At 52.6% G+C, this 23,568-nt stretch carries 22 protein-coding genes; 11 read left to right on the top strand and 11 right to left on the bottom strand.

Annotated features, from left to right (window positions below; translation table 11 throughout):
• Nucleotides 1-149: 149 nt before the first annotated feature.
• Nucleotides 150-485 (bottom strand): STAS domain-containing protein, encoded by a 336-nt coding sequence (locus LKE08_RS06915; protein WP_324703474.1) that lies wholly within the window; start codon nucleotides 483-485, stop codon nucleotides 150-152.
• A gap of 410 nt (nucleotides 486-895) precedes the next feature.
• Between LKE08_RS06915 and LKE08_RS06910 the strand changes: the two genes are divergently transcribed.
• Nucleotides 896-1,516, top strand: a complete 621-nt coding sequence (locus LKE08_RS06910; protein WP_324703473.1) for a DedA family protein — start codon at nucleotides 896-898, stop codon at nucleotides 1,514-1,516.
• Between the two features lie 70 nt (nucleotides 1,517-1,586).
• On the opposite strand, the gene LKE08_RS06905 is transcribed toward LKE08_RS06910, so the two are convergent.
• Nucleotides 1,587-2,840 carry an MFS transporter gene (locus LKE08_RS06905; RefSeq protein ID WP_324703472.1) on the bottom strand — a complete coding sequence of 418 codons (1,254 nt, stop codon included), beginning with the start codon at nucleotides 2,838-2,840 and terminating at the stop codon, nucleotides 1,587-1,589.
• A gap of 336 nt (nucleotides 2,841-3,176) precedes the next feature.
• Here LKE08_RS06905 and ruvA point away from each other — a divergent pair, with 336 nt between their 5' ends.
• On the top strand, nucleotides 3,177-3,800 hold the full coding sequence (gene ruvA / locus LKE08_RS06900) for a Holliday junction branch migration protein RuvA (RefSeq protein ID WP_324703471.1): 624 nt from the start codon (nucleotides 3,177-3,179) through the stop codon (nucleotides 3,798-3,800).
• A gap of 14 nt (nucleotides 3,801-3,814) precedes the next feature.
• On the opposite strand, the gene LKE08_RS06895 is transcribed toward ruvA, so the two are convergent.
• From LKE08_RS06895 to LKE08_RS06885, 3 genes are all read right to left on the bottom strand, one after another.
• On the bottom strand, nucleotides 3,815-4,021 hold the full coding sequence (locus LKE08_RS06895; RefSeq protein ID WP_324703470.1) for a hypothetical protein: 207 nt from the start codon (nucleotides 4,019-4,021) through the stop codon (nucleotides 3,815-3,817).
• A gap of 422 nt (nucleotides 4,022-4,443) precedes the next feature.
• Nucleotides 4,444-5,679: a M20 family metallopeptidase gene (locus tag LKE08_RS06890; protein WP_324703469.1), complete on the bottom strand. Its 1,236-nt coding sequence runs from the start codon at nucleotides 5,677-5,679 to the stop codon at nucleotides 4,444-4,446.
• Between the two features lie 160 nt (nucleotides 5,680-5,839).
• On the bottom strand, nucleotides 5,840-7,303 hold the full coding sequence (locus tag LKE08_RS06885; RefSeq protein ID WP_324703468.1) for a glycoside hydrolase family 13 protein: 1,464 nt from the start codon (nucleotides 7,301-7,303) through the stop codon (nucleotides 5,840-5,842).
• A 278-nt stretch (nucleotides 7,304-7,581) separates the two neighbouring features.
• Between LKE08_RS06885 and LKE08_RS06880 the strand changes: the two genes are divergently transcribed.
• On the top strand, nucleotides 7,582-7,857 hold the full coding sequence (locus tag LKE08_RS06880) for a DUF1778 domain-containing protein (RefSeq protein WP_324703467.1): 276 nt from the start codon (nucleotides 7,582-7,584) through the stop codon (nucleotides 7,855-7,857).
• Between the two features lie 28 nt (nucleotides 7,858-7,885).
• Here the strand turns inward: LKE08_RS06880 and LKE08_RS06875 are convergent, their stop codons facing one another.
• Nucleotides 7,886-8,722 carry a nucleotidyltransferase gene (locus LKE08_RS06875; RefSeq protein WP_324703466.1) on the bottom strand — a complete coding sequence of 279 codons (837 nt, stop codon included), beginning with the start codon at nucleotides 8,720-8,722 and terminating at the stop codon, nucleotides 7,886-7,888.
• 171 nt (nucleotides 8,723-8,893) lie between these two features.
• Between LKE08_RS06875 and LKE08_RS06870 the strand changes: the two genes are divergently transcribed.
• The 3 genes from LKE08_RS06870 to LKE08_RS06860 all read left to right on the top strand — a co-directional run bounded on the left by LKE08_RS06870 (nucleotide 8,894) and on the right by LKE08_RS06860 (nucleotide 11,522).
• The gene (locus LKE08_RS06870) at nucleotides 8,894-9,274 is read left to right on the top strand and encodes a DNA-binding protein (RefSeq protein WP_324703465.1); all 381 of its coding nucleotides are present in this window, start codon (nucleotides 8,894-8,896) and stop codon (nucleotides 9,272-9,274) included.
• A 123-nt stretch (nucleotides 9,275-9,397) separates the two neighbouring features.
• On the top strand, nucleotides 9,398-10,075 hold the full coding sequence (gene rppA / locus LKE08_RS06865) for a two-component system response regulator RppA (RefSeq protein WP_324703464.1): 678 nt from the start codon (nucleotides 9,398-9,400) through the stop codon (nucleotides 10,073-10,075).
• Nucleotides 10,076-10,079: 4 nt separating this feature from the next.
• Entirely contained in the window at nucleotides 10,080-11,522 is a 1,443-nt protein-coding gene (locus tag LKE08_RS06860) for a CHASE3 domain-containing protein (protein WP_324703463.1), read from the top strand.
• A 2-nt stretch (nucleotides 11,523-11,524) separates the two neighbouring features.
• Here the strand turns inward: LKE08_RS06860 and LKE08_RS06855 are convergent, their stop codons facing one another.
• Nucleotides 11,525-13,285, bottom strand: a complete 1,761-nt coding sequence (locus LKE08_RS06855) for a pentapeptide repeat-containing protein (RefSeq protein WP_324703462.1) — start codon at nucleotides 13,283-13,285, stop codon at nucleotides 11,525-11,527.
• 295 nt (nucleotides 13,286-13,580) lie between these two features.
• Between LKE08_RS06855 and LKE08_RS06850 the strand changes: the two genes are divergently transcribed.
• Nucleotides 13,581-14,990 carry a serine protease gene (locus tag LKE08_RS06850; RefSeq protein ID WP_324703461.1) on the top strand — a complete coding sequence of 470 codons (1,410 nt, stop codon included), beginning with the start codon at nucleotides 13,581-13,583 and terminating at the stop codon, nucleotides 14,988-14,990.
• Between the two features lie 5 nt (nucleotides 14,991-14,995).
• On the opposite strand, the gene LKE08_RS06845 is transcribed toward LKE08_RS06850, so the two are convergent.
• Genes LKE08_RS06845 through LKE08_RS06835 form a run of 3 tightly spaced genes read right to left on the bottom strand, consistent with a single transcriptional unit; the run spans nucleotide 14,996 to nucleotide 18,658 of the window.
• Nucleotides 14,996-16,255, bottom strand: coding sequence for a CHAT domain-containing protein (locus tag LKE08_RS06845; RefSeq protein ID WP_324703460.1), 1,260 nt, complete (start codon nucleotides 16,253-16,255; stop codon nucleotides 14,996-14,998).
• 41 nt (nucleotides 16,256-16,296) lie between these two features.
• On the bottom strand, nucleotides 16,297-17,208 hold the full coding sequence (locus LKE08_RS06840) for a hypothetical protein (protein WP_324703459.1): 912 nt from the start codon (nucleotides 17,206-17,208) through the stop codon (nucleotides 16,297-16,299).
• Nucleotides 17,209-17,260: 52 nt separating this feature from the next.
• On the bottom strand, nucleotides 17,261-18,658 hold the full coding sequence (locus LKE08_RS06835) for a hypothetical protein (protein WP_324703458.1): 1,398 nt from the start codon (nucleotides 18,656-18,658) through the stop codon (nucleotides 17,261-17,263).
• Nucleotides 18,659-18,893: 235 nt separating this feature from the next.
• Between LKE08_RS06835 and LKE08_RS06830 the strand changes: the two genes are divergently transcribed.
• Both LKE08_RS06830 and LKE08_RS06825 read left to right on the top strand, forming a co-directional pair.
• Nucleotides 18,894-19,769 (top strand): MBL fold metallo-hydrolase, encoded by an 876-nt coding sequence (locus LKE08_RS06830; protein ID WP_324703485.1) that lies wholly within the window; start codon nucleotides 18,894-18,896, stop codon nucleotides 19,767-19,769.
• A 139-nt stretch (nucleotides 19,770-19,908) separates the two neighbouring features.
• Nucleotides 19,909-21,195 (top strand): FAD/NAD(P)-binding oxidoreductase, encoded by a 1,287-nt coding sequence (locus tag LKE08_RS06825; protein ID WP_324703457.1) that lies wholly within the window; start codon nucleotides 19,909-19,911, stop codon nucleotides 21,193-21,195.
• 247 nt (nucleotides 21,196-21,442) lie between these two features.
• Here the strand turns inward: LKE08_RS06825 and LKE08_RS06820 are convergent, their stop codons facing one another.
• Nucleotides 21,443-21,853 carry a metalloregulator ArsR/SmtB family transcription factor gene (locus LKE08_RS06820; protein ID WP_324703456.1) on the bottom strand — a complete coding sequence of 137 codons (411 nt, stop codon included), beginning with the start codon at nucleotides 21,851-21,853 and terminating at the stop codon, nucleotides 21,443-21,445.
• A 645-nt stretch (nucleotides 21,854-22,498) separates the two neighbouring features.
• Between LKE08_RS06820 and LKE08_RS06815 the strand changes: the two genes are divergently transcribed.
• Together LKE08_RS06815 and LKE08_RS06810 are read left to right on the top strand one after the other, a co-directional pair.
• The gene (locus tag LKE08_RS06815) at nucleotides 22,499-22,684 is read left to right on the top strand and encodes a hypothetical protein (protein WP_324703455.1); all 186 of its coding nucleotides are present in this window, start codon (nucleotides 22,499-22,501) and stop codon (nucleotides 22,682-22,684) included.
• Between the two features lie 34 nt (nucleotides 22,685-22,718).
• Nucleotides 22,719-23,087: a tRNA-binding protein gene (locus tag LKE08_RS06810; protein WP_324703454.1), complete on the top strand. Its 369-nt coding sequence runs from the start codon at nucleotides 22,719-22,721 to the stop codon at nucleotides 23,085-23,087.
• Nucleotides 23,088-23,568: the final 481 nt, after the last annotated feature.

The following is a 23,568-nucleotide window of genomic DNA, read 5'->3' as shown; positions in this document are numbered from 1 at the left end:
CCGATTCTCGACCTGCGCTTTTCCCCTCTCAAATCATCGCCTTCTCCCCGGTCATAAAAACCCGAAAGAAGGCGGCGGACAGTTGCGTGTAGGACGATGTGAATGCTGGGGATTTGAGGCGGTTATAAATCTCATTCAATTCGCAGTTTTCAGGCAGAAAGCAGCGGTTGTGAATCGGAGATCACTTGATCCAATTCATCGACAATTTCAAAAACGCGATCGAGTTGGGTGATCTCGAAGATCATGCGGGTGGCGCCGGACAGGTGGCAGAGGACGATGCGGCATCCCTGCTGTCGGGCGGTTTTCTGGGCGACGATCAGGGCGCCGAGTCCGGAACTGTCGATAAATTCGACCTCGCTCATATCGATGATCCAAAGGGGGAATTTTTGGCCAGCGATCGCCGAAATTTGCTGTTTTATATCCTGTCCTCCCAGGGAATCCAATTGATTTTGCGGCCGAATGACACAAAATTCTGAGACATTCATGATTATTACTCCTACTCGGGATCAGTTCTAAAAAAATTTGCGGTTAATTTACCATATTTCCGATCGGACGAGATCCGATCGGGAAAAGTTGCGGATATTTCCGGTTGGGTTCAAAGACGCCCATCAATTTTTCCGTCCGAGTTGAGGCGGCTGATGGACCGATTTTGGGTCTTCAAAGTCGATCGCCCCCGCTTCGAGATCTTCCACTCGTCCAGCATAGCCCACAATCCCGAAGGGATCGATTGTCCGCAGTCACCGACGGTGCCCGTTCGCGATCGCATCTCAGAAGGGTTCGGTTGTCGCCCCGCACCGGATCGGGTATCAATCCGACGATTGACACGATCCCGCGATACAAGCCAAGATAGTATAGATCTATAAAGCTTTGCAAAAAAATATGAAGGCGGCACTTCATGTCCTTTGAATTTGTATCACTGGAAACCATCCAAGCGATCGCGCAAGAATACGGCTACTGGGCCGTTTTCGGTGGCATCGCCCTAGAAAACGCCGGAATACCCCTCCCCGGAGAAACCATCACCCTGGTGGGGGGATTCCTGGCCGGAAGCGGAGAATTGGACTACTGGTGGGTGCTCGGCTGTGCGATCGCCGGGGCCATCCTGGGGGACAACTGCGGCTACTGGGTGGGCCGCTGGGGGGGCTGGCCCTTCCTGCGTCGCCTCGGCCAACTGTTCCGCATCAAAGAACAGCAACTTCTGGAAGTCAAGACCAAATTCAGCCAAAACGCGGCCAAAGCCGTCTTCCTGGGCCGTTTCGTCGCCCTGCTGCGGATTTTTGCCGGCCCCCTCGCCGGAATTGCCAAGATGCCCTACTGGAAATTCCTGCTGTGCAACGGGGCCGGGGCGGCGCTGTGGGCGTCGGTCATGGTCAGTCTAGCCTTTTTCGTGGGCGAAATCGTCCCCCTGGAAAAACTCGTGTCTTGGGTGGCCCAATTCGCGATCGTCGCCCTGCTGTTGGTCGTCGCCTGGGTCGCGATCCCGATGTGGTGGGAAGCGAGACAAGCCAAAGATATGTAAATTTGGGGCGAATAATCTGCGAAAATCTGCGAAATCTGCGGACAAAAATAGAAACCCAGTATCTTCGCCATCAAGAATGTTGGCGGCGAGTTATCCGCCGGTGGAGGAATTGCAAAATCGCGATCGCGACACCGACACTCGCGGCCAATCCCAGCCAGAAATTGTACACAATTTGGGGGGTTTGGTCGAGCGCCCACCCCCCCAGCGGCGGGCCGATCAAATACCCGATCGCCCAACATTGGGCGTTAAGGGACAGGTAAATTCCCCGCAGGGAATCCGGGGCGAGATCGGCCACCAAAGTAGCGGCGGCGGGGGTATAACTCACGGTCGCGATCGCCAAAATTCCCAGTCCCGAAATCGCCCATACCAGCGTCCCCGTCTTCAGCATTCCCGTCAATGCCACAACTAAAAATCCCATCCCCCACAGGATCGCCGACACGATCAGGGCGTGGGGACGGCTGAAGGGGTTCAACAGTCGGGCGACAGGCAGCAGCAGTAAAATTGAAATCGCCGTATATCCCGCAAATAGGGCGCTGATATTCCCCGCCGAAAAGTCCCGCGGCACGAAATTTTTCAGGTAGAGGGGGATGGTGCTGTGGATTTGGGACATATAAAAAGTGAACAGGATATTGACGACGATATAAATCAGCAACGTGCGATCGCCCAGGGCGACTCGCCAGCCGTTGGGGGAGTTTTCGGAACCCTCGGATTGGGAAGTCGTTTGGGGTTTGTAAGTTTCGGCGATCGCGGCGTAAATGACTCCGAAAAAGACCAGAAATGAGAGTGCGTCGATGATAAAAAGCGATCGGTAAGACCCCGTCGTGGAGATCACCACCCCGCCCATGATAATTCCCAACTGCAGGCCGATATTGTCCCCCAGGCGGGTGACGGCGTAGGCCTCATTTCGCGTCTTTCCCTCGGTCAGATCGGCCACCACCGCCTCCGTCGCGGGCCAGTACAGTCCGCTTCCCAATCCCATCAGCAGGTTTCCCGCCACCAGCATCGCAAAATTGCCGGTAAAAGCCAGCACGAAGGATGCACTCGCCGACACCAAAGCCGACAGCAGCAGCGTCCGCCGCCGTCCCCAGTCGGGGGAGTCGGAAAACGATCCCCCCAGCAGCCGCCCCACCATGCCGGAAATTTGGGCGCTTCCCAAGGCAATACCGACGGAGGTGGCGGAGAGCCCGACTTGATTGACGAAAAAAATCGGGGCGTAAAAGAGGGTGAATCCCGTCCCGGTTTGGGAGAGAAGCCGCCCCACCGCCAAAATCCACACCTGGCGATCGAGGTCGGGAAGCCAAGATAAGAGTCGATGTCGTCGCAATCTGATGTCTCCCGTGTCACCTGTGCGATCGTAGCATTATTTTTATTGGCGATCGGGTCAAATGGATGAGATGTCTCGATTTAACTATTGAATGATCGAAAAAGCAGATCGCGATCGCTCGGATTAAGATCTTGACATGATCAGCCAAAATTAAGATCATAATGCCTTGGGTCGGGATGTGGAAATCGTGGTGAAACCCAAGTCTTGCCCAGAAGCTCAAACACGAGTGGTTGGGCTGGGTTGACGATACGATCCACAATTGATTCAATATCGGCGAGGATGTCGCGCCTTTCCCCTACAATTGATCCGTCTGAAATTGATAAACTTTCAAAGGCGATGATCGGTTATCTGAGCGGAACGGTGGCGGGAATTTACAAAGCGGGAAATCGGGTGATTTTGCTGCTCGATGTCCAGGGGGTGGGGTACGAGGTGCAAATTGTACCCCGGATGCAGGGGACGTTGCCGCCGGTGGGGGAACCGCTGCAGGTGTTCACCCAGTTGCAGGTTCGGGACGATCGCATCGTTCTCTACGGCTTCTCCAGTTGGCCCCAGCGGGACCTGTTTGCCCAGTTGGTGGGTGTCAGCGGCATCGGGTCCCAACTGGCGATCGCATTATTGGATACCCTAGAATTGCACGATTTGGTCCAGGCGATCGTCGGCGGAAATACGGCGGTCCTCTCGAAAACGCCCGGTGTGGGGAAAAAGACGGCGGAACGCATCGCCCTGGAATTGAAGGCGAAGTTGTCCGAGTGGCGACAGCAGGCGGGACTGGAAACCGTAGCGACATCGCGGCTGACACCGGACCTTCAGGAAGAAGTGGAGATCACCTTATTGGCGTTGGGGTACACCGGATCGGAGGTGATGCAGGCGTTGGAGGCGATCGCAACTGAGGGCAAATTGACGGAAACAGATAGTGCCGAAATGTGGATCAAAGATGCGATCGCCTGGTTGAGTCGGTAGGGATCTCTAAAAATTTACCCTTCCCGGGCGACCATGAATAATTCCCGGGACTCTTGCCGAATCAAGCCATCAAATGCGGCATTTTGCAGGCGAATGAACGCATCAAAATCTTCTCGGCCGTATTTGGTGGTTTGCAAAAGCTGTTTCAATTTATTTTCCTGTTCGACGGTCAAATAACCGTTTTTTAGCGTCCTGGTGACGAGATCGCATATGACACCCATAAAATCAGTTCTCCCACTTTTTACTGAATGATAACAAAAGGTTTTTTTGCAGACTGCAGGGCATAAAAAAATGCTGTTATGTCGTTTTTCTGGTTGTCTCCATTCGTGAAGAATCGAAGCGAAAGACACATCAGTTTAGGGCTAAAATACGGGCAGATTAACCATCTAAAATTGACCGAATTCGGAACTGCACATCCCGGATTTTTATACCGTTAAGGATTCATTTTTGTTCGGATTGGGTCTGCCGATAATCGTCAAACCTTTTGTTCCATACCCTTCTTGACTTCTCCCCGGTAAAGACGACAACATCCTACATTTTAGCACGGAATTTTAATCGGCCCCGTTGGAGACGGATCGACCGATTTAGATTCGTTCAATTTTCGGAATAATTCTGAGGAAAAATCCCTCCGATACCGAATCCTTCAGTCCGTCCCGGGGGACAATTCATTGCGGTCGAGATACTGCCGCCAAAACTGACAGGCAGAATAGGCGAGGGTGACGACCCCGATCGCGATCGCCCCCTCGTCCACCTCGAATTTGGGGTGGTGCAGGGAATAGTTGGGTAGGTCCGGGCGTCCGACCCCGAGGCGGAACATCACCCCCGGGGCGTGATTCAAATACACAGAAAAATCCTCGGCGCCGAGGGAAGGTTCGGGGAGAATTTCGACGCTATCATTCCCCCAGGCTTCCCGCACCGACGCCTCGATCAACTGCGTCAAAGCCGGATCATTCTGCACCGAGGGCACGCACCGCCGATACTGCATCTCATAGCGGGCGCCGTACATCTGGCAGACGCCGGCGACGATATTTTCGATCCACTCGGGGAGGGTTTCGTGGGTGTCCGGGTGGAGCGATCGCACCGTCCCCGACAATTTTACCCGGTCCGCGATCACGTTGGGCGCCCGCCCCCCGGAAATTTGCCCGATCGTCAAAACCACGGGTCTGAGGGGATTGTGGGTGCGGCCGATCGCCTGTTGTAAAGTCGTGATCACCTGGGCGGCGATCCAGATAGCATCCTTCGCCTCATGGGGGCGGGCGCCGTGCCCCGACTCGCCGACAATCGTCACTTCCAAATCGTCCGCCGCCGCCGTAAAGGCCCCGGTTCGGATGCCGATCCGCCCCACCTGAATGGACGGGAAAACGTGGAGCCCGAAAATTGACCTCACGTCCTCCATCACCCCGTCCTCCACCATCCAGGTGGAACCCCGGGCAATTTCCTCGGCGGGTTGGAAGATGAACCGCATCGGGCCGGGGAGCCGCTCCTGCAGGCGCGATAAAACCATCGCCGTCCCCAAACCGACCGTGGCATGGAGGTCGTGCCCGCAGGCGTGCATGATGCCGGGACGGCGGGAGGCGTAGTCCAAGTTGGTGAGTTCTTGGATGGGGAGGGCGTCCATGTCCGTGCGGATGGCCAACCAGTCCGCGATCGTCGCGTCGTCGCCCTTGAGTTCCCCCACGACTCCCGTTTTTCCCACCGCCTCCCGGACGTGCAAACCGCAGGAAGACAGCACCCCCGCGACATAGGCGGCGGTCTGATATTCTTGGCCGCTGAGTTCCGGGTGGGCGTGGAGGTGGCGGCGGATTTCCACCAGGCGGGGGAGAAAAGAGTCGGTCAGTTCTTTGATCTGGGTGAGGATCGAGGTTTGGTGTTGAGTCATTGGTGATGATGTCGAGTTCGTCGTCAACCCGTCGGGGTTGGCCGGCGGCGCATTTCAAAGAGTCTATCTTCCACTATAGGCAGATAGGCAGAATTGAGAACTCTCGAATCCAGGAAATGGGGAATCTAAAATCTAAAGTCTAAAATTCCCCACACCCCAATCAACGATTGGCCAAAATACACCCGCTGCGGGGGGGCAGAATAAACTCGACGTGGGTTTGGGTACCCACCTCCATCCAGCGGGCGGTGCAGGTTCCGTAAACCATCCGCTCGGGTTTGGTGGCGAGTTGGGAAACCGGGATGCTGATTTGGACGGATTCCAAACCGCTGTTGAGGGCGATAATGAGTTCCTCCCCGTCCAAAATGCGGGCGAAAATGTAAACCATCCCCGCCGCGAAAAGAATTTCATAGGAACCGGTTCTCAAAGCCGGATATTGGTGGCGAATTGCGATCAGCCGCTTGTGGTAGTCGAGGGTTTCCATATCCCACCGTTCTTTGGGCGGGAAGCCGCGCCGCGAGTCGGGGTCGAATTCTCCTTCCAAACCGATTTCGTCGCCGTAGTAGATGCTCGGGGCGCCCGGAAAGGTGAACAGCAGCAGGGTGGCGAGTTTTACGCTGTCTTTGTCTCCCCCGACGATGCTGATCAGTCGGGCGACGTCGTGGCTGTTGAGGAGGTTGAGTTGGGCGAGTTGGATTTCCCAGGGGTAGAGGGCGAGGAGTTCCCGCATTTTGTTGCCGTATGCTTCGGCGTCCAGGGGGGGATAGGGGAAGTAGGAGGGGCCCTCCACCAGGTCCATCCGCACCCGATCGCCCGCCGTAAATGCGATCGTCGGTCCGGTGAATAGATAATTCATCACCCCGTCGAATTGCGTCCCGTCGAGCCACTCTCGGGCGTCGGTCCACACTTCCCCGACGATGTAGGCTTCGGGGTTGCGGGCTTTGACGCGATCGCGGAATTCCTGCCAAAATCCGGGGGTTTCGATTTCGTAGGCGACATCCAACCGCCAGCCGTCGATGCCGAAGTCGAGCCAATATTCGGCGATTTCCATGATGTATTCCCGCACGTCGGGGTTGTCGTGGTTGAACTCCGGCAGGGCGCGATTTCCCACCCATCCGACGTAGTTGGCGGGTTTCTCGCCGTCGTAGGCGGACAGGGGCCATTTTTGAACTTTGAACCAGTCCAGCCAGGGGGAGTAGGGCCCGTTTTCGAGGATGTCGTTGAAAAAGAAAAATCCCCGACTGGCGTGGTTGAATACGCCGTCGAGGACGATTTTGATATTGCGATCGTGGGCGGCGTCGAGCAGTTCCCGCAGGGCCGGATTTCCCCCCAAAATCGGATCGACTTGATAGTAATCGTGGGTGTGGTAGCGGTGGTTGCTGGCGGATTGGAAAATCGGGGTGAAGTAGATGGCGTCAATTCCCAAGTCCTGCAGGTAGTCCAGTTGTTCGATCGCGCCCCACAGGTTCCCCCCCTTGTAACCCTGGAGGGTGGGGGGCAGTTCCCACGCTTCCCAGTTGGGGGAGGTGAAGAGTTGCTTTCGGGGTTTCTGGTTTTGGGCGAAACGGTCTGGGAAAATTTGATAAAAGACAGAATGCTTGACCCAATCGGGGGTTTGAATGTCCATCGGTGGCTTTCCTGAGTCCTCCACACTTATAGTACAGGGGTGTCGGGTGTGTGGAATCATACCGTGGGGGCAGGCGTCCCCGGTTGCCGGCCAATATCCTGCAATATCGTGGGGGCAACCTTATAGGGTTGCCGCCAATCCCCTGCAATGCCACCAATCCGATCCCCCTAAATCCCCCTTGACAAGGGGGACTTAAATTTAACTCCCGTACCTCACCGAATTGAAAATTGCTGTACTGTTGAAATTAGTGAATATATGAGCGCGATACCTGCAAGATTATGACTTTACCCCATCAGAAAACTCAATCGATCCGTATACAGATTGATGAGGAGCAGCTCGATCTCATCGATCGCGCCGCCCAATGGCAAGGGAAAACCCGTATTGATTTTATTTTGGATGCGGCTACGGCGGCGGCTCAAGAGGCTTTCCTCGATCGCCAAATGTTTTTCCTGGGCGATCGCCAATGGGAAGCGTTTCAAGCTGCTTTGGATGCGGAACCCGTCCCGAATGAGGGGTTGCAAAAAACGGCAAATTTTAAAGCGCCGTGGGAATAAAAGATAATGCCAGGGGTGAGACGATCGCTCACTCGGGCGGATAAACGCGATCGATTTCGTCCGCCAACCAAGTTCCAAAATCGTGCAAAAAATCGCCGATCGCTTGAGAATCGTCGGTGGGTTCGATCGCCCAAGTTAGAGCCCGATACATTGTCGATTGTCGCGACGGATAAGATTCGACAAAAATCTGATAACAGGGATATAAATCGCGGGTGTAGCACTGTTTTTTCTCCATGACGATTTCAAAGCCCGATCGCACGATCCGTTTCGCGATCCACTGACAGATTTTTTGAGTGTAGGCACTGCGTTCTTCCGGGGGCATTTGGGGGACGCGATTCGACAGGTCGGACATGACTTGTCGGATATCGTCTCGGAGGTCGAAAGCGTGGCTGACGGCATCGATATCGGGTTTGAATTTGGGGAGATGTTCGGATATATCTTCCCCCCAGATACAGGCGGACTGGGTGGCGATGAGCATCCGCAGTCCCCAATAGCCATCGTCGGAACAATCCAAGAGGCGATCGCGGGAAATGGCGGACAATTCCACGCCTTTACAAAAGGGATATCGGAGCGTTATTTCTCGATTGAAACAATCGAACCAACTGCGATCGCACTGTTGATAATCTCCCGAAACTACGGCAAAACTATCGACATCGGAAACGCCCAAAATCGCCTGTCCGGCGGCGACGGAGCCACGAATATAAATACTGCGAACGCGATCGCCCCAGTGAATGCGATAAGCTCTGGTAATCTCATCGATAAGCGATCGCCAGGGGGAAACAATTTGATGGGGACTGGCTCGGCGGACGATAAATCCCCGCGCATCGACCGGTAAAGTAGAGCCAATTTTGACAACTCGATTCACGACTGAAACTCATTACAACCCTTTGAAAACCAATTCTACCATCGGAAAATGACAAAAATATGAACGGAGAACATTTCCCCGTCAATTCTCAGCCGCCACCGTCCGAGTCCCGGTCATTTTTCAGTCATCATTTGGGTTTATCATTCCGTTCAACCCAATTTATACAGTTAAATGATCGTGAAATATACGGCTGCACTACTGATCGCCTCTACCATTTTAACCGGCGGTCATCCCCCCATTCAAGCCCAGACTCCCATCGGGAATTTGCAGCGTCATTCGGGCGTGAGCATTTACGGGACGGTTCGCAGCGTCGTCGGCAATGAATTTATTTTGGATGACGGAACCGGACAAATCATCGTCGATGCGGGGCCGCGTTGGTATCACCAAATCTCGCTGCGAGAAGGGGAAAAGGTGAAGGTCGTCGGCGAATACGACGACTATGATTTCGATGCCTACAGTATCACCCGCGATAACGGAGAAGTGATCCGGATTCGCAATGCGGAAGGACCCCCACCTTGGGCGGGCGGACGGAGGGGACGCGATCGCGATTGACAGTCATTAAAAATTGAAATGGATGTGATAGAATAACTGAATAATCATAACAGAGCCGATTTGCGATCGCCCAAACGGGTATTGCGATCGGGCGCGACCTGCCGATTTATTCGACTGTCAAAAATGCGGATTTTGCTAGTAGAAGACGATCCGGAACAACTCGAACCCCTCCACGCCGCCCTGACGCGATCGGGACACATTGTCGATGCCGTCGAAGATGGAATCAACGCCCGCTGGCTGATAGGTGAAAAAGACTACGACCTGCTGATTTTGGACTGGATGTTGCCCGGAGAAGACGGGATCATTTTGTGTCGGCACTATCGAAAAATGGGGAAATCCTCCCCCGTCCTGATGCTGACTGCGAAGGATACCACGACGGATAAAGTGACGGGACTCGACGCCGGGGCGGACGATTATTTGGTGAAACCCGTGGACTTGGAAGAATTGCTGGCGAGGGTGCGGGCACTGCGGCGGCGATCGCCCCTTTGGTGCGGTGATTCCTTGGAAGTGAACGGGTTATTGTTGTACCTCGATACCATGTGTTTGGAGTGGAACGACCAACAATTAAAATTGAAAAGTCGCGACTTTCAACTTCTCGAATATCTGATGCGACATCCCCGGCAGGTACTCACCCGCGACCAGATCGAACAAGCCCTTTGGGAGTGGGGAGAAGAACCGGAAAGCAACGCCGTCGTCGCCCGAGTCAAACGGCTGCGTCAACGGCTGCGGGAGTTGGGAATCGACACTTGGATCGAGACAGTTTACGGCACGGGTTATCGCCTGGAACCCCCCTCTTTATAAGAAAATGACAGATCTTATCAAAACAGTTCAAAAGCGCTGGATCGCCCTGCCAATTCGCGTTCGTGGGACGGCGATCGTCGCCATTCCCGTCACCTTTTTATTTACCACTTTATCCGCCTTCGCCTGGTTGAAATCCAACCTGGTGGAAGATGAAGCTTGGGTGCAGCACACCCAGACGGTGCGGCTGGAAACGAAACAGCTTTTAAATGCGTTGATCGATGCGGAAACGGGAGTTCGCGGGTACGGACTGACGCAGCGGGATGAATTTTTGGAACCTTACGATCGCGCGATCGCAGTGATTCCCGATTCTTTGGATCAGTTAGAAAATTTGGTGCAAGACAACCCGCACCAAACCCACGAAATGCAGGATATCCGCGCAATTGTTAATGAAAACTTGGAGATTTTCAAACAGAAACTCGCCCTTCAAAAAGACTTAAAACGAATTCGCGGAACGGCGGATGTTTTGGTGCCGGCGGCATCTCTTTACGACTGGTTGGACGAGGGAAAAGCGACGATGGACGCCGCTCGTAGGGAAATCGATCGCTTCGCAGAAACCGAGGAAGAACTGTTGATAAAACGCATCCGACACCGCGATTTTTACCGGCAACTGACTTGGATTTTTATGTGCATTTCAGTGGCGATCGGCACGATCGCGGCGGCTTTTGCCGTCCATCTTTTCTATCAATTGGAGCGGGAGTTGGCGGAGCGGGAAGAAAATCTCCGCCAAAGCAATCAACGTTTGGAAAATGTCTGCGATCAACTGCAACGATTTACCGCCAATGCCTCCCACGAATTGAGGGCACCTTTGGCTGCCGTTTTGAGCAATGCCCAGGTGGTATTGATGGATTTTGATGACCTCGAAGAAATCCCCGTATCGGTTGAAAATCGCCTGCAAAAAATCGTCGGCATCACCAAACACATGAGTTCCCTGGTGGGAGAACTGTTATTTCTGGCGAGGCACGAAGGGCTGTTGGCTGACGAATCGATGCAAACGGTGGATTTAACCCGGCTTTTATCAAATTTATTTTCGGAATGGCTACCCCAGGCGAAAAATCAATCTTTGCAACTGACAAAAGAGCTACCCGATCGCCCGATTTTAGTGCGGGCAGATGCCAATTTGCTGCGGCAGGCGATCGCCAACTTCCTCAGCAACGCCTGCCGCTACACCCCCGCCGGGGGAAGCATCGAACTGGGTTTGAAGACAGAGGAGGAACGGGCGTTAATTTGGGTGTCCGATACCGGCATCGGCATTTCAGAGGAGGCACTGCCCCACGTCTTCGAGCGCTTTTATCGCGCCGATCTGAAGCGTTCCAAAGCCTCCGGCGGATTCGGGTTGGGATTGGCGATCGCCGATCAAATTGTCCGGGCTCACGGGGGCGAAATTGGCGCGGACAGTAGCCTCGGAAAAGGTTCCACATTTACCCTAAAATTGCCGATTTTAAATTGAGGCTATTCCGGGGCTTCGGACAGCTTTGCGATCGCATTTCGCAGCGCCATTGAGAGGGCGGTTTCCGGCAGGCGATCGACGAACTCCGAGCCTTGCTGCTGTAAAAATTGTCTGAAAAATGATTCTGTTTTGGCTTCGGCAAGTAAAACTTGTTCGATCAGTTCGGCTTGCTGTTCCGCCGTCACATTTTCCGAGTTTAACTGGGTTAAAAAACGCTCCGAAATGGGTCGATTTTTTTCGGGATCGCCACAGTTCGCCACCCAACTGCGAATTTGCTGGGATGCTTCGTTGTATTCGATCACGTCGGTGCCCGCCAAGGTTTGAATTTGACTTCCGGTGATAATAAAACTGTTGCCAAAAGATTTTTGACTGAACGCTTTTAAAGCCGCCGATTGATTTTTTAAGGTTTCCGATTGATGGGTGGCAATTCCCAAAATTTGATTGATTTGTTGTTCCTTGGCAGCCAGTTGCTTTTGCATCTCTTCCACGACGCGATCGAGGCGTTTTTCCACCTCTGCTTTATCTCTTTGGGGATTGTAAGTGACTTTCACAACCCAGCGATCGCCCCGCCGCTCCACTCCTTTCAGTTCCAATCCCAACCCTTCATCTTCAAACTGAATCTGTTTCAGGCTGAACAGTACCGCTCGCCAATCTTCTCCCTCTTTAAAAATGAGCTCGATGACATTTTCCACTTCCTGATATAAAGACTCAAATTCCCGGGGCTCGAAGTCGCGATTCTGCGGGAAGCGATCGCAGAACTTGCCGTCTTCATCGATCTCTCGATAAACGTAATCGCATTCGACGTGAGTGAAGTCGGTTTGGCTGTTGACGCTCCAATCTTTGACGCAGCATCCCGTCAATTTTGCCCCGGTTAAATCGACGTCGATCATTTGAGTTCTCATCAATAAGCTCCCCCGCAAGTCGGCGGCTTTTAAATCGGCGCCGGTTAATTCGGCATCCGTCAAATTGAATTGACTCAGATCGGCGTTTTGCAAATAAGCACCTCTGAGGTTGACGTGGCTGAAGTCTTTCGCGTCCGAATATCCTTTCGTGAGCAGGTGTTGAACTTGGGGATTTGGCAAATCTAAATAGCGATCGTCCACCCGGGCTCGCTTCAATCCGGTGACGCCTTGAAAGCAAGTCCGATACAGTTTTTTCGCCCTCAAGTCGGTATTTGATAAGTCGGCATTTCTAAAGTTTACACGGCTCAAATCTAGGTCATAAAATGACTCTCCTCCCCAACAACTTGCCGCGATCGCGAGTTGTTTAAACCGCCGCAAGTTCGGCCGGTATTCGGTATCAAATCGGGTCATTTTTGCGGCGATCGCGGATAATACAATTCCGGATAATACGCATCCCAAAATTGTACCCGATCGCACCCATAAAGACGGGTCGGAAATTTGATAATTCGGATTGTCCAAAGCTGGGGGAGAGGAGAGAAACAGTCCGGTGGCGATCGCCGTCAACACCACCACGACAAAAATGATCGCTCTCAAGAGATTTTGAGACTTGAAGAAAACATTTGCGATCGAATAAAACAAAAAAATCTGGATTGCCAAACCGACGGCAACAAAAGCGATTCCTAAAATTGAAAAAATTAAAATCGAAAGCAAATAGACCGGATCGGGGTCTATCCAATGGGCGAAAATGGCGATCGTTGCCACAATTAAAGAGAATAATAAAGCCCAAGTCGCAGATTTGACACCCGCCACCAATCCCCGCCGAATCGTCGCGAAAATCCAGATCATAACGACGGCCAGCATAAATGAAGTCGATTCCCAATATGTTGCCGTTTGTGTCGTTAAGTTAAGAAATGTAGTTCCCCCTACCCAACTACTCAGCAGAGTTGATAGAATGGACAGGATAGGAATTACAATCAAAAAAGCAAATTGAGCTATCTTGAGCTTCAAGTCATTGGGTTTGTGCATTGATAGATAACTATACTTTTGGGGTGACTCTCGCCACATTTTAATAATAGCTCAAGTTGATGCAACTGGGTCAGAGCTTGACCCATCCTATCATTTTTCATTGTCGTTAAATTTGAATCGATACAAAGCTATGAATCGAACTCAAGGATTCCCATCCCAGGTGATTACAACCTGGTTTCTTCCCACGCCTTTAGTCTGGACGCTTCTGGCTAATATTCCTTCGATGCAAGACACCTTTCCAGATGACCCTCGATCCCAACCGAGACAATTGGGGCCGCAAGAACTGTACGAAATTTTTAAAGCTCGTCACGACCCCGACTCCCAATCTTTAATCAGTGCCGTTTTTGAGTACCCCGACTTCCTGCCCATCGCCTTTCTAGAATTGGGGATGAAGCGGGCTTCTGCCGTCTGTCGTCTCGTCCGCCATTTCTCCGCAGATAGCTGTCACAAGTTGGCGGAAAAAATTGCCGAGATTGATACCCAACTAGCGGGAAAGCAAAATCACTTGACGGCAAGAGAAATTGCCGAAGTTTTTGCGGTGGGGGAACGGAGTCAGAGCGATGTCGAAAATTTTTACAAAAGGTTTGAGATAGACGGCCAACTTCCCAGTCAGTGCTTAAATGACAACCCTCAGATTATCGAAGACTTGCGGCCCATACCCATCGGAACCGGATTTATGGTGGGCAATAGCTACCTACTGACAAATCACCACGTCATTCCAAATGGCGAAGTCGCGGTGGAATGTCTGGCACAATTTGGCTACGAGCAGGATGTTTATGGGCGAAAAATTGTTCCGATCGCATACGAAATAGATGAGACATTTTTTGTGACCTGTCCCCAGTTGGACTATAGCTTGCTCAAGTTAAAGCCGAAGCCGAAAGATAAAAATTTGGAAATATTAGGCAAGGCGGGCGATCGCTTCAGTTGGATTCAGATGAGTACCGACAGGACGCTAGTTTCCCCACCAATTACGCCAGAATTTAAGCGGGAATTTTCACTCGATGTTGACGACGATTTTCCCGGAGATCCCGTCAATATTATCCAGCATCCGAAAGGGACAAGAAAACAAGTTGCCCTGTCCTACAACCGAATGTTAGAGATGGATTCCAATTTTATTCGGTACGAAGCCGATGCCGATTTTAGCTCCTCGGGAAGCCCGGTTTTCAATCAACAATGGCAACTGGTTGGACTCCATCACGCCGCCATTCCCCAACTCGATGAAAATAATAAACCCGTCATGAGGGACGGTGGAAAAAGCTTTGAAATTCTCCAACAGCAAGGGATCAGAATTTGTCGGATTGTCGAAGATTTGAAAGAGCAAGCCGAGCAACTGAACCGGCAAGCGATGGAACGAGCCATTCAAGAAGGACGTTATAACCCCGCCATGCAAAAACGCCCTCCCACCGATCCGATCGCCGATGAAATTTTGAATTTTATCCGCTATTTCATCGACCAACCCGATGCCTCGAATTTTTTGGGCGACGGCGATAATGATTATATCTCCACGCCCTATTCTCCTCCCAACATGAGCGTTTTTTAAATTCGTCAACTCCGAGGTTGATCGGAGTCCAAATTGGCGGTGAAGTGAAAAATGTTTGAGCCGGCAAGCTCGCCAATTTTGCTATCATAAATTTGGAAAGTATTTCCCGTAGTTTGGGGTGCATTTACTTCCGCTTTTGAAGGGGCCGATCGCCCGAATAAAAACCCATCCGCCACCCGCATCCAGATCGCCGGGGTGGCAAAATCTCGCCGGCGATATTGGGTGGGACTCAAAGCGATCGCCCGCCGTCCTTCCTGGGCGGCAATATCCACCGCTTCCCCCCGAGACAACCGTTCGTAAAAGCAGCGAGAAAACCGACTCGCGGTTACATTGGAAACTTCATACTGCATCGCCACAACCACCGGAATATTTTGCTGAACCAACCGCGAAGCCACCCCGACAAACGCCTCGGAGGCGGACAGCATCCCCCCTTCGCAAGCCTGCAACATCACCACACCCGGACGATGGCGGTTAAACAATTCGCTAAAATAGTCGGCATCAACCCACATCGCCTCATTCAAATCGTCAACCAATGCAATTTGCCCGATCGCCCGATTGTCTTCATTTTCAAACCGCCCGTGTCCGATCAAATGGAACAGGTGGGGTTCTCGTTCCAAAATCTCGTCGATCGCCTCCGGAGTCGCCGGATTGACAGTCGGAATCAATTCCCACAAATCGGATTTTTGACTCAATTTTTCCAAAGCCGTTTCCACTTTCTCATAGGCGACGGCAGCCAGATCCTCCGGAGCCGCGATCGCCAGGGCGATGCGTAATTTTTCCCGGCTTTTCAACCGGATCGGTTGGGCCGGAATCCACTGCGATCGCCGCCTCGACAACACCAAATGCGGATCGGTTCCCAGCCAAATCGTCCCCAAATTCATCTGCTGGGGCAGACACAAAAACTCCCAAGGAAAAGCCGCCAAATCCGGAAACAGATGTTCGTCAATATCCAATTCAATTCGCACGATCTGCCGTTCTCGCTGAATCACCTGATAGTAAAAATTGACAAAATCCTGCCCCAAAACCTCGTCGAACAGCAACTCAAATAAAGCCTCCCCCAAACGGCGGGATTCGCCGGCATTGTCGAGGAGGTTGTCCCGGGCAACCTTCAACAATTCCGCCGCCCGTTCCCGGTGGGATGCCCGCAACACTCCCGCCGGTTCCCCCAAAGACTGATGCCGATTATCCCATTTTTTCACCTGAACTCGTTCTCGGCTGACCACCTTTATTTGATATGTGTAATACGTCGAATAATCAGATTTCATCTCCGTCCCTCCCAAATCATATTGCACATAAAAAAGCCCCATTAATTGACGGCATTCGGCAACGTCAAATCCCAGGTTTCCGACAAACCTCGGGCTAATTTTCGCTCGGCTTCGTCCTTACTTTTCAACAAAAAACGCAGGCGATCGCTCAATTCCCGAACCACTTCTTTCAAATCGGCAGTCAACCAATTCATATTCGGTTCCGCCCAAACCACGCCCCGCAATTGCACCGCCCCAACTCCCCGGGGAACTTTAAACAAAACCGACAATTCCAAACTCCTCCTTTTTTGCATATCGGCATCTTTGATATACCAGTAACACGTCGAACTTCCTTCCCCCAACGCCGTGATTTCCGACCGCCCGATCTGATATTGATAATTGGGGACGACGACGAACGCTTTCAGGTCATTTTTGCTGGAAACTTTTCCCTTTAACTCTCCGGGAAGGCGGGCAATTTCCCCCAAACTCGAACTATCCACACCCACCGTCCAATCCAAATTTTCATTCAAACCCAAATCCATTCCGGCGCCCCATTCCATCAGTGTCCGCCACTCATTTTTGGGAAACATCCCCTGGACGATCGCCTCTTTTTCCCCTTTCGGACTCCAGTCCAACTCGCAACACAGCCGCCGAAACTGCACCCCCGGTTTGGGACGCAAATTCACCGTCAATGTCATCGAATAAAAATCGTGGGTGTCCGCCATTTGCCGCCGATAAATTTCACTCAGATTCCCACCGCCACTCTGAAAATTATCCTCGGTCAAACGAATCAGTTTATCTCGGGGATTTCCGAACGTGATTTCCGTCTTTAACAGCCGTTCGAGGGCCGTATCTCCCAGGGCGACTTGTCGTCCCCCCGCCAAATCAGATTTCCAATATGTCACCTCATCGATCAACTGTCGCAGCAACCGATCGCACTCCTCAAAATCGGGATATTTGTCGAAATCATTCATCTTCTTTTGACCTCCAAATCTCCGTTAAAATGATCTAAAAATCGGCGATATCCTACGGATTCAACCCCGGCAACCCCCAACTTTGGACGACTTTCGCGATCGCGTCCCGGGTCGCTTCCGCCCCAAATCCCCAAGCCATCAGTGCAAAATAATCCTTCCAGGGATTCGATCCGAACGTGGTATTATCCACATATAACTCGCTGAATCCCGCCCCCGCCAACAGCACCACCGCCACGGCATAACTCGTCCAAATGAAGCTTTTCAGGCGCACATTTGCACCCTGAGCTTGTTGATTCCAGGAGGAGTCCGATCGCGCGATCGGCGGCGGTGAAATTAAAGGCAAACTCGACACCCATTCCCACGCCGCCGGATTCAGTTCGCCGACTTTGAGTCTCAGCTTTTGCAATTCCTCGGAAATAATTCGATCGGTTTCAATTTCCGGGGGTGTGGAAGCGTCGATATTGCGGTCGAGTTCCCGGATGATGTCGGCGAGGGGTTTTTCCTCGTCGTCGGGGAGGGTGGGAATTAATTTTTGCAGTTGTTTGACCTCTTCTTTGAGGGGGACGTAACTGTTAATTTGCTGGGCGATCGCCTCCAATTTTTCCCGCAATTGTACCGGACTTTCCAAATCCGGCGCACTGTTGAGGATTTCCTGCAAATTCCAATTCATCGTCCGCACGAAGGTCGCACTCGCGTCGTATTCGTTCAACTTTTCCTTGAGGCGATCGCTGTATTCAAACTGCGCCAACCAATCCAAACGTCCCATCACCCAGCGCCGCCAAATCGCCTCGGCATCGTCGATAATTTTCTTCGCCTCCTCCCAATTTTCCCCCTGAAGTTCCATCTTCACCTCGATTAAAAAAGCCTGGATGCGACTTTCAAACGCCGACGCCTTTTCCAAGTCCGGATCTTCCTCCATCTGAACCCGCAACTGTCCCACCCGGATCAATATTTCATCCCTCGGCCGTCCCTGCGATCGGTACACCGAAACGGCAATTCCCAACCCCGTCCCCGCCAACAGCATCAACAGGGGAAAAAACCAATGATCCTTGACGCGCAACGTCACCGGAACCGCCAGTTGTCCCCCGGCGTAACTCAGCCGCAAAGTCCCGACAAATTCTCCGCTGTCCGGCACCTTTCGGAAGTTAAATTCCACCGGCACGATCGCCTCTTCGGGTTTTCCCAAAATCGGCTGCAACTCTCCGGGTGCGATCGCACTCCCCGGAAACACCGACACCCCGTCGGTTCCGTTCACGTCGAAGGGGATCACCTGCAACTCTTCGATGGGGGTATCCGTCTTAATATAAAGCTGGCGGGTTTGCACCGTGGCGCGGTTGCCGGAAATGGTCAACCGCTCCGGTTCGACGGTTTGGGCCCCCGCCATCCCACCCGAAAACAGCATTGTCGCAGGAACGAGCAAACTCGCCAAGGCAGATTTTAAGCACTTCATCCCGGTTCTCCCAACTGATTTGTCACCCGAAGCCGCGATCGCCATCTCGACACGACTCCACCTCTCTCATTCAATCACCGGAAAACCCATTCCCGACAATTTTGAATTTAAAGTCCCCCTGGCGAAGGGGGATTTAGGGAGATTTTCCAGATCGGACTCGATCGCAAACTGCTATCCCAGATTTCGATATCATAAAATTGACAGTATGATTAAGACGACGAACCGAGAAGATAATATGGCTCAATTGAAACAGCGACGGCCGGAAAATATCGAAGGAAATTTTTACGTCGATCGCACCTGCATCGACTGCGACACCTGCCGCTGGATGGCTCCGAAAATCTTCAATCGTTCCGGCGAACAGTCGGCGGTTTATCACCAACCCGGGACGGAAGAAGAACGCATCAAAGCGATGGAAGCGTTGCTGGCTTGTCCGACAGCTTCCATCGGCACCGTCGAAAAACCGAAAGATATTAAAACCGTTCAAAACCGTTTCCCCCTGCGGGTAGATGACAACGTTTATCACTGCGGCTACCACTCGAAAAACTCCTACGGAGCCACCAGTTATTTTATCGATCGCACCGCCGGAAATATTTTGGTCGATTCCCCCCGCTTTTCCCCTCCCCTGGTGAAGCGTCTGGAAGAAATGGGGGGAATTCGCTATCTTTATTTGACCCACAAAGATGATGTCGCCGACCACGAAAAATTTCGCCAACATTTCGGGTGCGATCGCATTCTCCACGAAGATGACATCACCGAAAATACGCGATCGGTCGAAATCAAACTCTCGGGAAGCGAACCCATCCAATTCGACGATGACTGCCTGATTATTCCCGTCCCCGGACATACGAAAGGACACACGGTTTTGCTCTACGACGATAAATTTTTATTCAGCGGCGATCACCTGGCGTGGTCTGACTCTTTAAATCACCTCTACGCCTTCCGCCACGTCTGCTGGTATTCTTGGCCGGAATTGGTCGAATCGACAAAAAAATTGGCGAATTATTCCTTTGAATGGGTGCTTCCCGGACACAGACGACGCCAGAACTGCGATCGCGAAACCATGAAACAAAAAATGCAAGACTGTCTGGACTGGATGGAAACTCATGATTGAGTGATTAAATAGTTATTTCTTCTGGAAGGTGGAGATTTTAAGGTTCAGCAATTGTTAAAAGTTGTTGATGGTTCCTGTCAATCTCTCCCACTTAATCGTAAACTCTTAACGGTCTAGCTCACATCCAAAAACCATTTTCATGTCAAATTCACCGATTTCTGAAGGTCAAACTTCCCAACCGGTTGCAAATACCCTACGTCATGCCATCGTCGTCGTCGGAGGCGGCGCCGCCGGCATCACCGTCGCCGCCCAACTTTTGGAGCGCGATCGCACCCTGGATGTCGCCATCATCGAACCCTCCGACAAGCACTACTACCAACCCGCCTGGAGTCTGGTGGGGGGAGGTGCCTACCGCCTCGAAGACACCATCCGGGACGAAAAAGACTGCATCCCCCCCGGCGCCACCTGGATCAAGGCGGCGGCCCAAACCTTTGAACCCGAACAAAATCGGGTCGTCACCCAGGACGGACGGCGGATCGAATACGACTATTTGATCGTCTGTCCGGGAATTCAGATCGACTGGGACAAAATCGAGGGACTCCAGGACGCGATCGGCAAAGATGGCGTCACCAGCAACTATTCCAAAGATTACGCCCCCTACACCTGGGAAGTCCTCAAAAACTTCCAAGGCGGCAACGCGATTTTCACCTTCCCCGCCACCCCGATCAAGTGCGCGGGGGCGCCCCAAAAAATCATGTACCTCGCCGACGACACCTTCAGAAGCAACGGCGTCCGCGATCGCACCAACGTGATTTACTGCACCCCCGGCGCCAAAATTTTCGCAATCCCCGGCTACTGCGAATCCCTGGAAAAAATCGTCGATCGCCGCAATATTGAGGTCAAATATCAGCACAATTTGAAAGCGATCCGACCCCAAACCAAAGAAGCCATTTTCGAGACAACGACGGAAGCCGGAGTCGAGGAAATCGCCGTCCCCTACGACATGATCCACGTCACCCCCCCGATGAGTGCCCCCGACTTCATCAAAAACAGTCCCTTAGCCGTCCAGGAAGGCCCATCCAAAGGCTGGGTGGACGTGGACAAATACACCACCCAACACAACGTCTATCCCAACGTCTTCAGCTTGGGAGACGCCTCCTCCCTCCCCAATTCCAAAACCGCCGCCGCCATCCGTCGGCAGGCCCCCGCGTTGGTGGAAAACCTGCTGTCGGTGAAGGCGTCCCGGGAGTTGGGCGGAAAATACGGCGGCTACGCCTGCTGTCCCCTGGTGACGGGTTACGGGCGGACGATCATGGCCGAATTCGATTATGATAAAGTTCCCAAATCGAGTTTTCCCTTCGATCCCACCCAAGAGCGCTACAGTATGTGGCTGGTGAAGCGGTACGTTTTGCCCTGGCTGTACTGGAACCGGATGTTGAAAGGGAAACCCTTCGAGGCGGATGCTTTAGCTGGCGGCGATCGCTGATCTGGCGCTGTGTGTAGGGTGTAGGGGGAGACCGTTTCATTCTCCACCGAAAAATGTCGCTTGGGGGGCCCAGGGGCGACCGGGGCGACCGGGGCAAAGCTGGGAAGAATCTAAAATCTAAAATTCCCGATTCCCGATTCCCGATTCCCGATTCCCTAATACCGACTCCCTAATACCGACTCCCGCACTATAAATCCCGACACCGAGCCGGACGGCCCGGTGTCGGGATTGACGGCGATCGATCGCGTTAAAATGCCTCCTGAAGGACCCGCAGCCTTTCAAATTGTTGATGTTGCTGGTCGATCTGGACGGACAGAGAATCACACACTAACTCACACAGCTCGAACAGAAAAGGATTGGCGATTTCGTAATAAACATTGACCCCCTGTTGGCTGCGAGTCACGATTCCGGCGTGGGCGAGCAGTTTCAAATGTTTGGAAACATTGGCTTGCCCCAAGCCTGTCGCCTCAATAATTTGAGTGACATTTTTGGCCCCACTTTTCAAACAGCAAACAATCTGCAAGCGACTCACTTCCGAGAGAACTTTGAAAAAGTCTGCCATCAGGGTCAGCGCTTCGGGCGAGAGTTTGGCGACGCCGCACTCGTCGGAAGCAGACTGGAACCGAAATGATGCATTTTTCAGCGAACGTTTTGGCATGGTGAATTAGGTGAGTGGAGCAACATAGGTTTGACGTATACTCAGTATATTACCATACGGTAGAGCATTTTGCCATGAGTTATTGTACCGCAGCCGAAAGATGACAAGTTGATATATCAAATTTGAACTCGATCGCCGGCTCCATTTTGGACCCTTTCGAGTCAAATGGGCGCGGTAGCGGGCCCCGGTAATGTCCGGAACCGCCCCGAAAGCGGCGGAATGGGATGGGAAAAGGGGATGCGATCGCCGGATCACTCGAAAAGGGGGGGCGATCGCGACGGTTCCCGGCATTTCGTCAAGATACCGCCCCCGAAGTCTGGGCAGACATCTCAGGAAACTTTCATCAACGCTTCAGTTCGATTTCAAAACTCGGCGTTTCAATGGAAACGCGATCGGGAGTGGTCGGGAAAACCGAACTCAATCGGTCGTGGCAGCCAGAGGGATAACCCGAATAGGGGATGGGTGGGAAACCCGAGATTGGTCATCATAAAAGGGAGTGAAACGGGACGACACCTGCGGACGAAAACAGAACAGATGGCGATCGCATTTCGGTGCGGAAATGGATGGAAACGAGAATCCGAGCAGCGAGTCTGAAGCGCGACAAAAATGGACGAAGTTCTGATTGAAAAAAGGAGATCGAAAAACATGATGTGGTTATCGACGCTGTTCGTATCTGTCAGCCTGTTCGCCTCCGGGGGGACCCCCTCCCAGTTGCCCGAACCCTCGCCCCGGGAGGACGCGGTGCAGTCCCGGGAATCCGACCCGGAAGGGACGGCGACCCTCGCCTTTCACAGACGCCCCCTCGAATGTTATGACAATGGGGTGTGTTAGCGGCGCGTTTTCCCCACAGATCCGCAACTGAGGGATGCGTCCGCCCGTCCCTCAATGGTGCGATCGCATGACCGAAATCAGCTACGACGACTTCAGCTCGGTTGAAATTCGGGTGGGCAAAATTATCCGAGCCGAACCCTTTCCCGAGGCGCGCAAACCCGCTTACAAGCTCTGGATCGACTTCGGAGAGTTGGGGGTCAAAAAATCCAGCGCCGGCTTAACCCGGTTGTACCAGCCCGCAGACCTGGTGGGAGAGCAAATTCTGGCGGTGACGAACTTCCCCCCCAAACAAGTCGCCAACTTCATGTCCGAAGTGCTGGTGTTGGGGGTGGTGATGGACGGCGGAGCCGTGGCCCTGGTGAAGCCCGATCGCGACGTCCCCCCGGGGGGGCGGATACTGTGATCTCAAAGCGAGCTCAAATCCCGACCTCACCCCTATATGGGGGGGCGTCGGGAATTTTCAATTGTAGATTTTAAATTTTCGATTCCCCGTTGAGAGAGGAGTGAGGAGTCACAAGTCAGGAATCAGAAATTTCTCACTTCTCTCTACTCCCGACTCCCTAATACCGACAATACCTTCGCTTCGGTTAGACTCAAATTAGGGTGCGATTCGTTCGGGAGCGAAATAGGGCTGAGATGCCCGAAATAACCTCCCGGTAAGGCTTCTACCCACTCGGGTGGACATAAGGGGTACAGCCCTGAACAGCCTTATAACTGTCTGTATGTTCCGAAGTTTGGTATCACACGATACTAAACGAGGTTGGAACTCTCAGGGTCAAGAGGAAAAGTAGAGAATCTTAACAATTATTTAACAATCCTCAAGAGAGGAGGCGATAGCCACCCCCAGTTTTAGGATTCACAACCCTAGGATTGAAGCGGGGAAC

It is taken from the genome of Lyngbya sp. CCY1209 (genome assembly GCF_035615495.1).
GTDB lineage: Bacteria > Cyanobacteriota > Cyanobacteriia > Cyanobacteriales > Microcoleaceae > Limnospira.
The sequence above is the reverse complement of the archived record's forward strand: the minus strand, read 5'-3'. Positions and strand labels throughout refer to the sequence as shown.

Coding starts and splice junctions, on each gene's coding strand:
- ruvA (WP_324703471.1), top strand. CDS start 3,177: ATGATCGGTTATCTGAGCGGAACGGTGGCGGGAATTTACAAAGCGGGA.
- LKE08_RS06850 (WP_324703461.1), top strand. CDS start 13,581: ATGAATCGAACTCAAGGATTCCCATCCCAGGTGATTACAACCTGGTTT.
- LKE08_RS06815 (WP_324703455.1), top strand. CDS start 22,499: ATGATGTGGTTATCGACGCTGTTCGTATCTGTCAGCCTGTTCGCCTCC.
- LKE08_RS06910 (WP_324703473.1), top strand. CDS start 896: ATGTCCTTTGAATTTGTATCACTGGAAACCATCCAAGCGATCGCGCAA.
- LKE08_RS06810 (WP_324703454.1), top strand. CDS start 22,719: ATGCGTCCGCCCGTCCCTCAATGGTGCGATCGCATGACCGAAATCAGC.
- LKE08_RS06845 (WP_324703460.1), bottom strand. CDS start 16,255: ATGAAATCTGATTATTCGACGTATTACACATATCAAATAAAGGTGGTC.
- LKE08_RS06915 (WP_324703474.1), bottom strand. CDS start 485: ATGAATGTCTCAGAATTTTGTGTCATTCGGCCGCAAAATCAATTGGAT.
- rppA (WP_324703464.1), top strand. CDS start 9,398: ATGCGGATTTTGCTAGTAGAAGACGATCCGGAACAACTCGAACCCCTC.
- LKE08_RS06860 (WP_324703463.1), top strand. CDS start 10,080: ATGACAGATCTTATCAAAACAGTTCAAAAGCGCTGGATCGCCCTGCCA.
- LKE08_RS06880 (WP_324703467.1), top strand. CDS start 7,582: ATGACTTTACCCCATCAGAAAACTCAATCGATCCGTATACAGATTGAT.
- LKE08_RS06895 (WP_324703470.1), bottom strand. CDS start 4,021: ATGGGTGTCATATGCGATCTCGTCACCAGGACGCTAAAAAACGGTTAT.
- LKE08_RS06840 (WP_324703459.1), bottom strand. CDS start 17,208: ATGAATGATTTCGACAAATATCCCGATTTTGAGGAGTGCGATCGGTTG.
- LKE08_RS06820 (WP_324703456.1), bottom strand. CDS start 21,853: ATGCCAAAACGTTCGCTGAAAAATGCATCATTTCGGTTCCAGTCTGCT.
- LKE08_RS06855 (WP_324703462.1), bottom strand. CDS start 13,285: ATGCTGGCCGTCGTTATGATCTGGATTTTCGCGACGATTCGGCGGGGA.
- LKE08_RS06825 (WP_324703457.1), top strand. CDS start 19,909: ATGTCAAATTCACCGATTTCTGAAGGTCAAACTTCCCAACCGGTTGCA.
- LKE08_RS06885 (WP_324703468.1), bottom strand. CDS start 7,303: ATGGACATTCAAACCCCCGATTGGGTCAAGCATTCTGTCTTTTATCAA.
- LKE08_RS06870 (WP_324703465.1), top strand. CDS start 8,894: ATGATCGTGAAATATACGGCTGCACTACTGATCGCCTCTACCATTTTA.
- LKE08_RS06830 (WP_324703485.1), top strand. CDS start 18,894: ATGGCTCAATTGAAACAGCGACGGCCGGAAAATATCGAAGGAAATTTT.
- LKE08_RS06835 (WP_324703458.1), bottom strand. CDS start 18,658: ATGAAGTGCTTAAAATCTGCCTTGGCGAGTTTGCTCGTTCCTGCGACA.
- LKE08_RS06890 (WP_324703469.1), bottom strand. CDS start 5,679: ATGACTCAACACCAAACCTCGATCCTCACCCAGATCAAAGAACTGACC.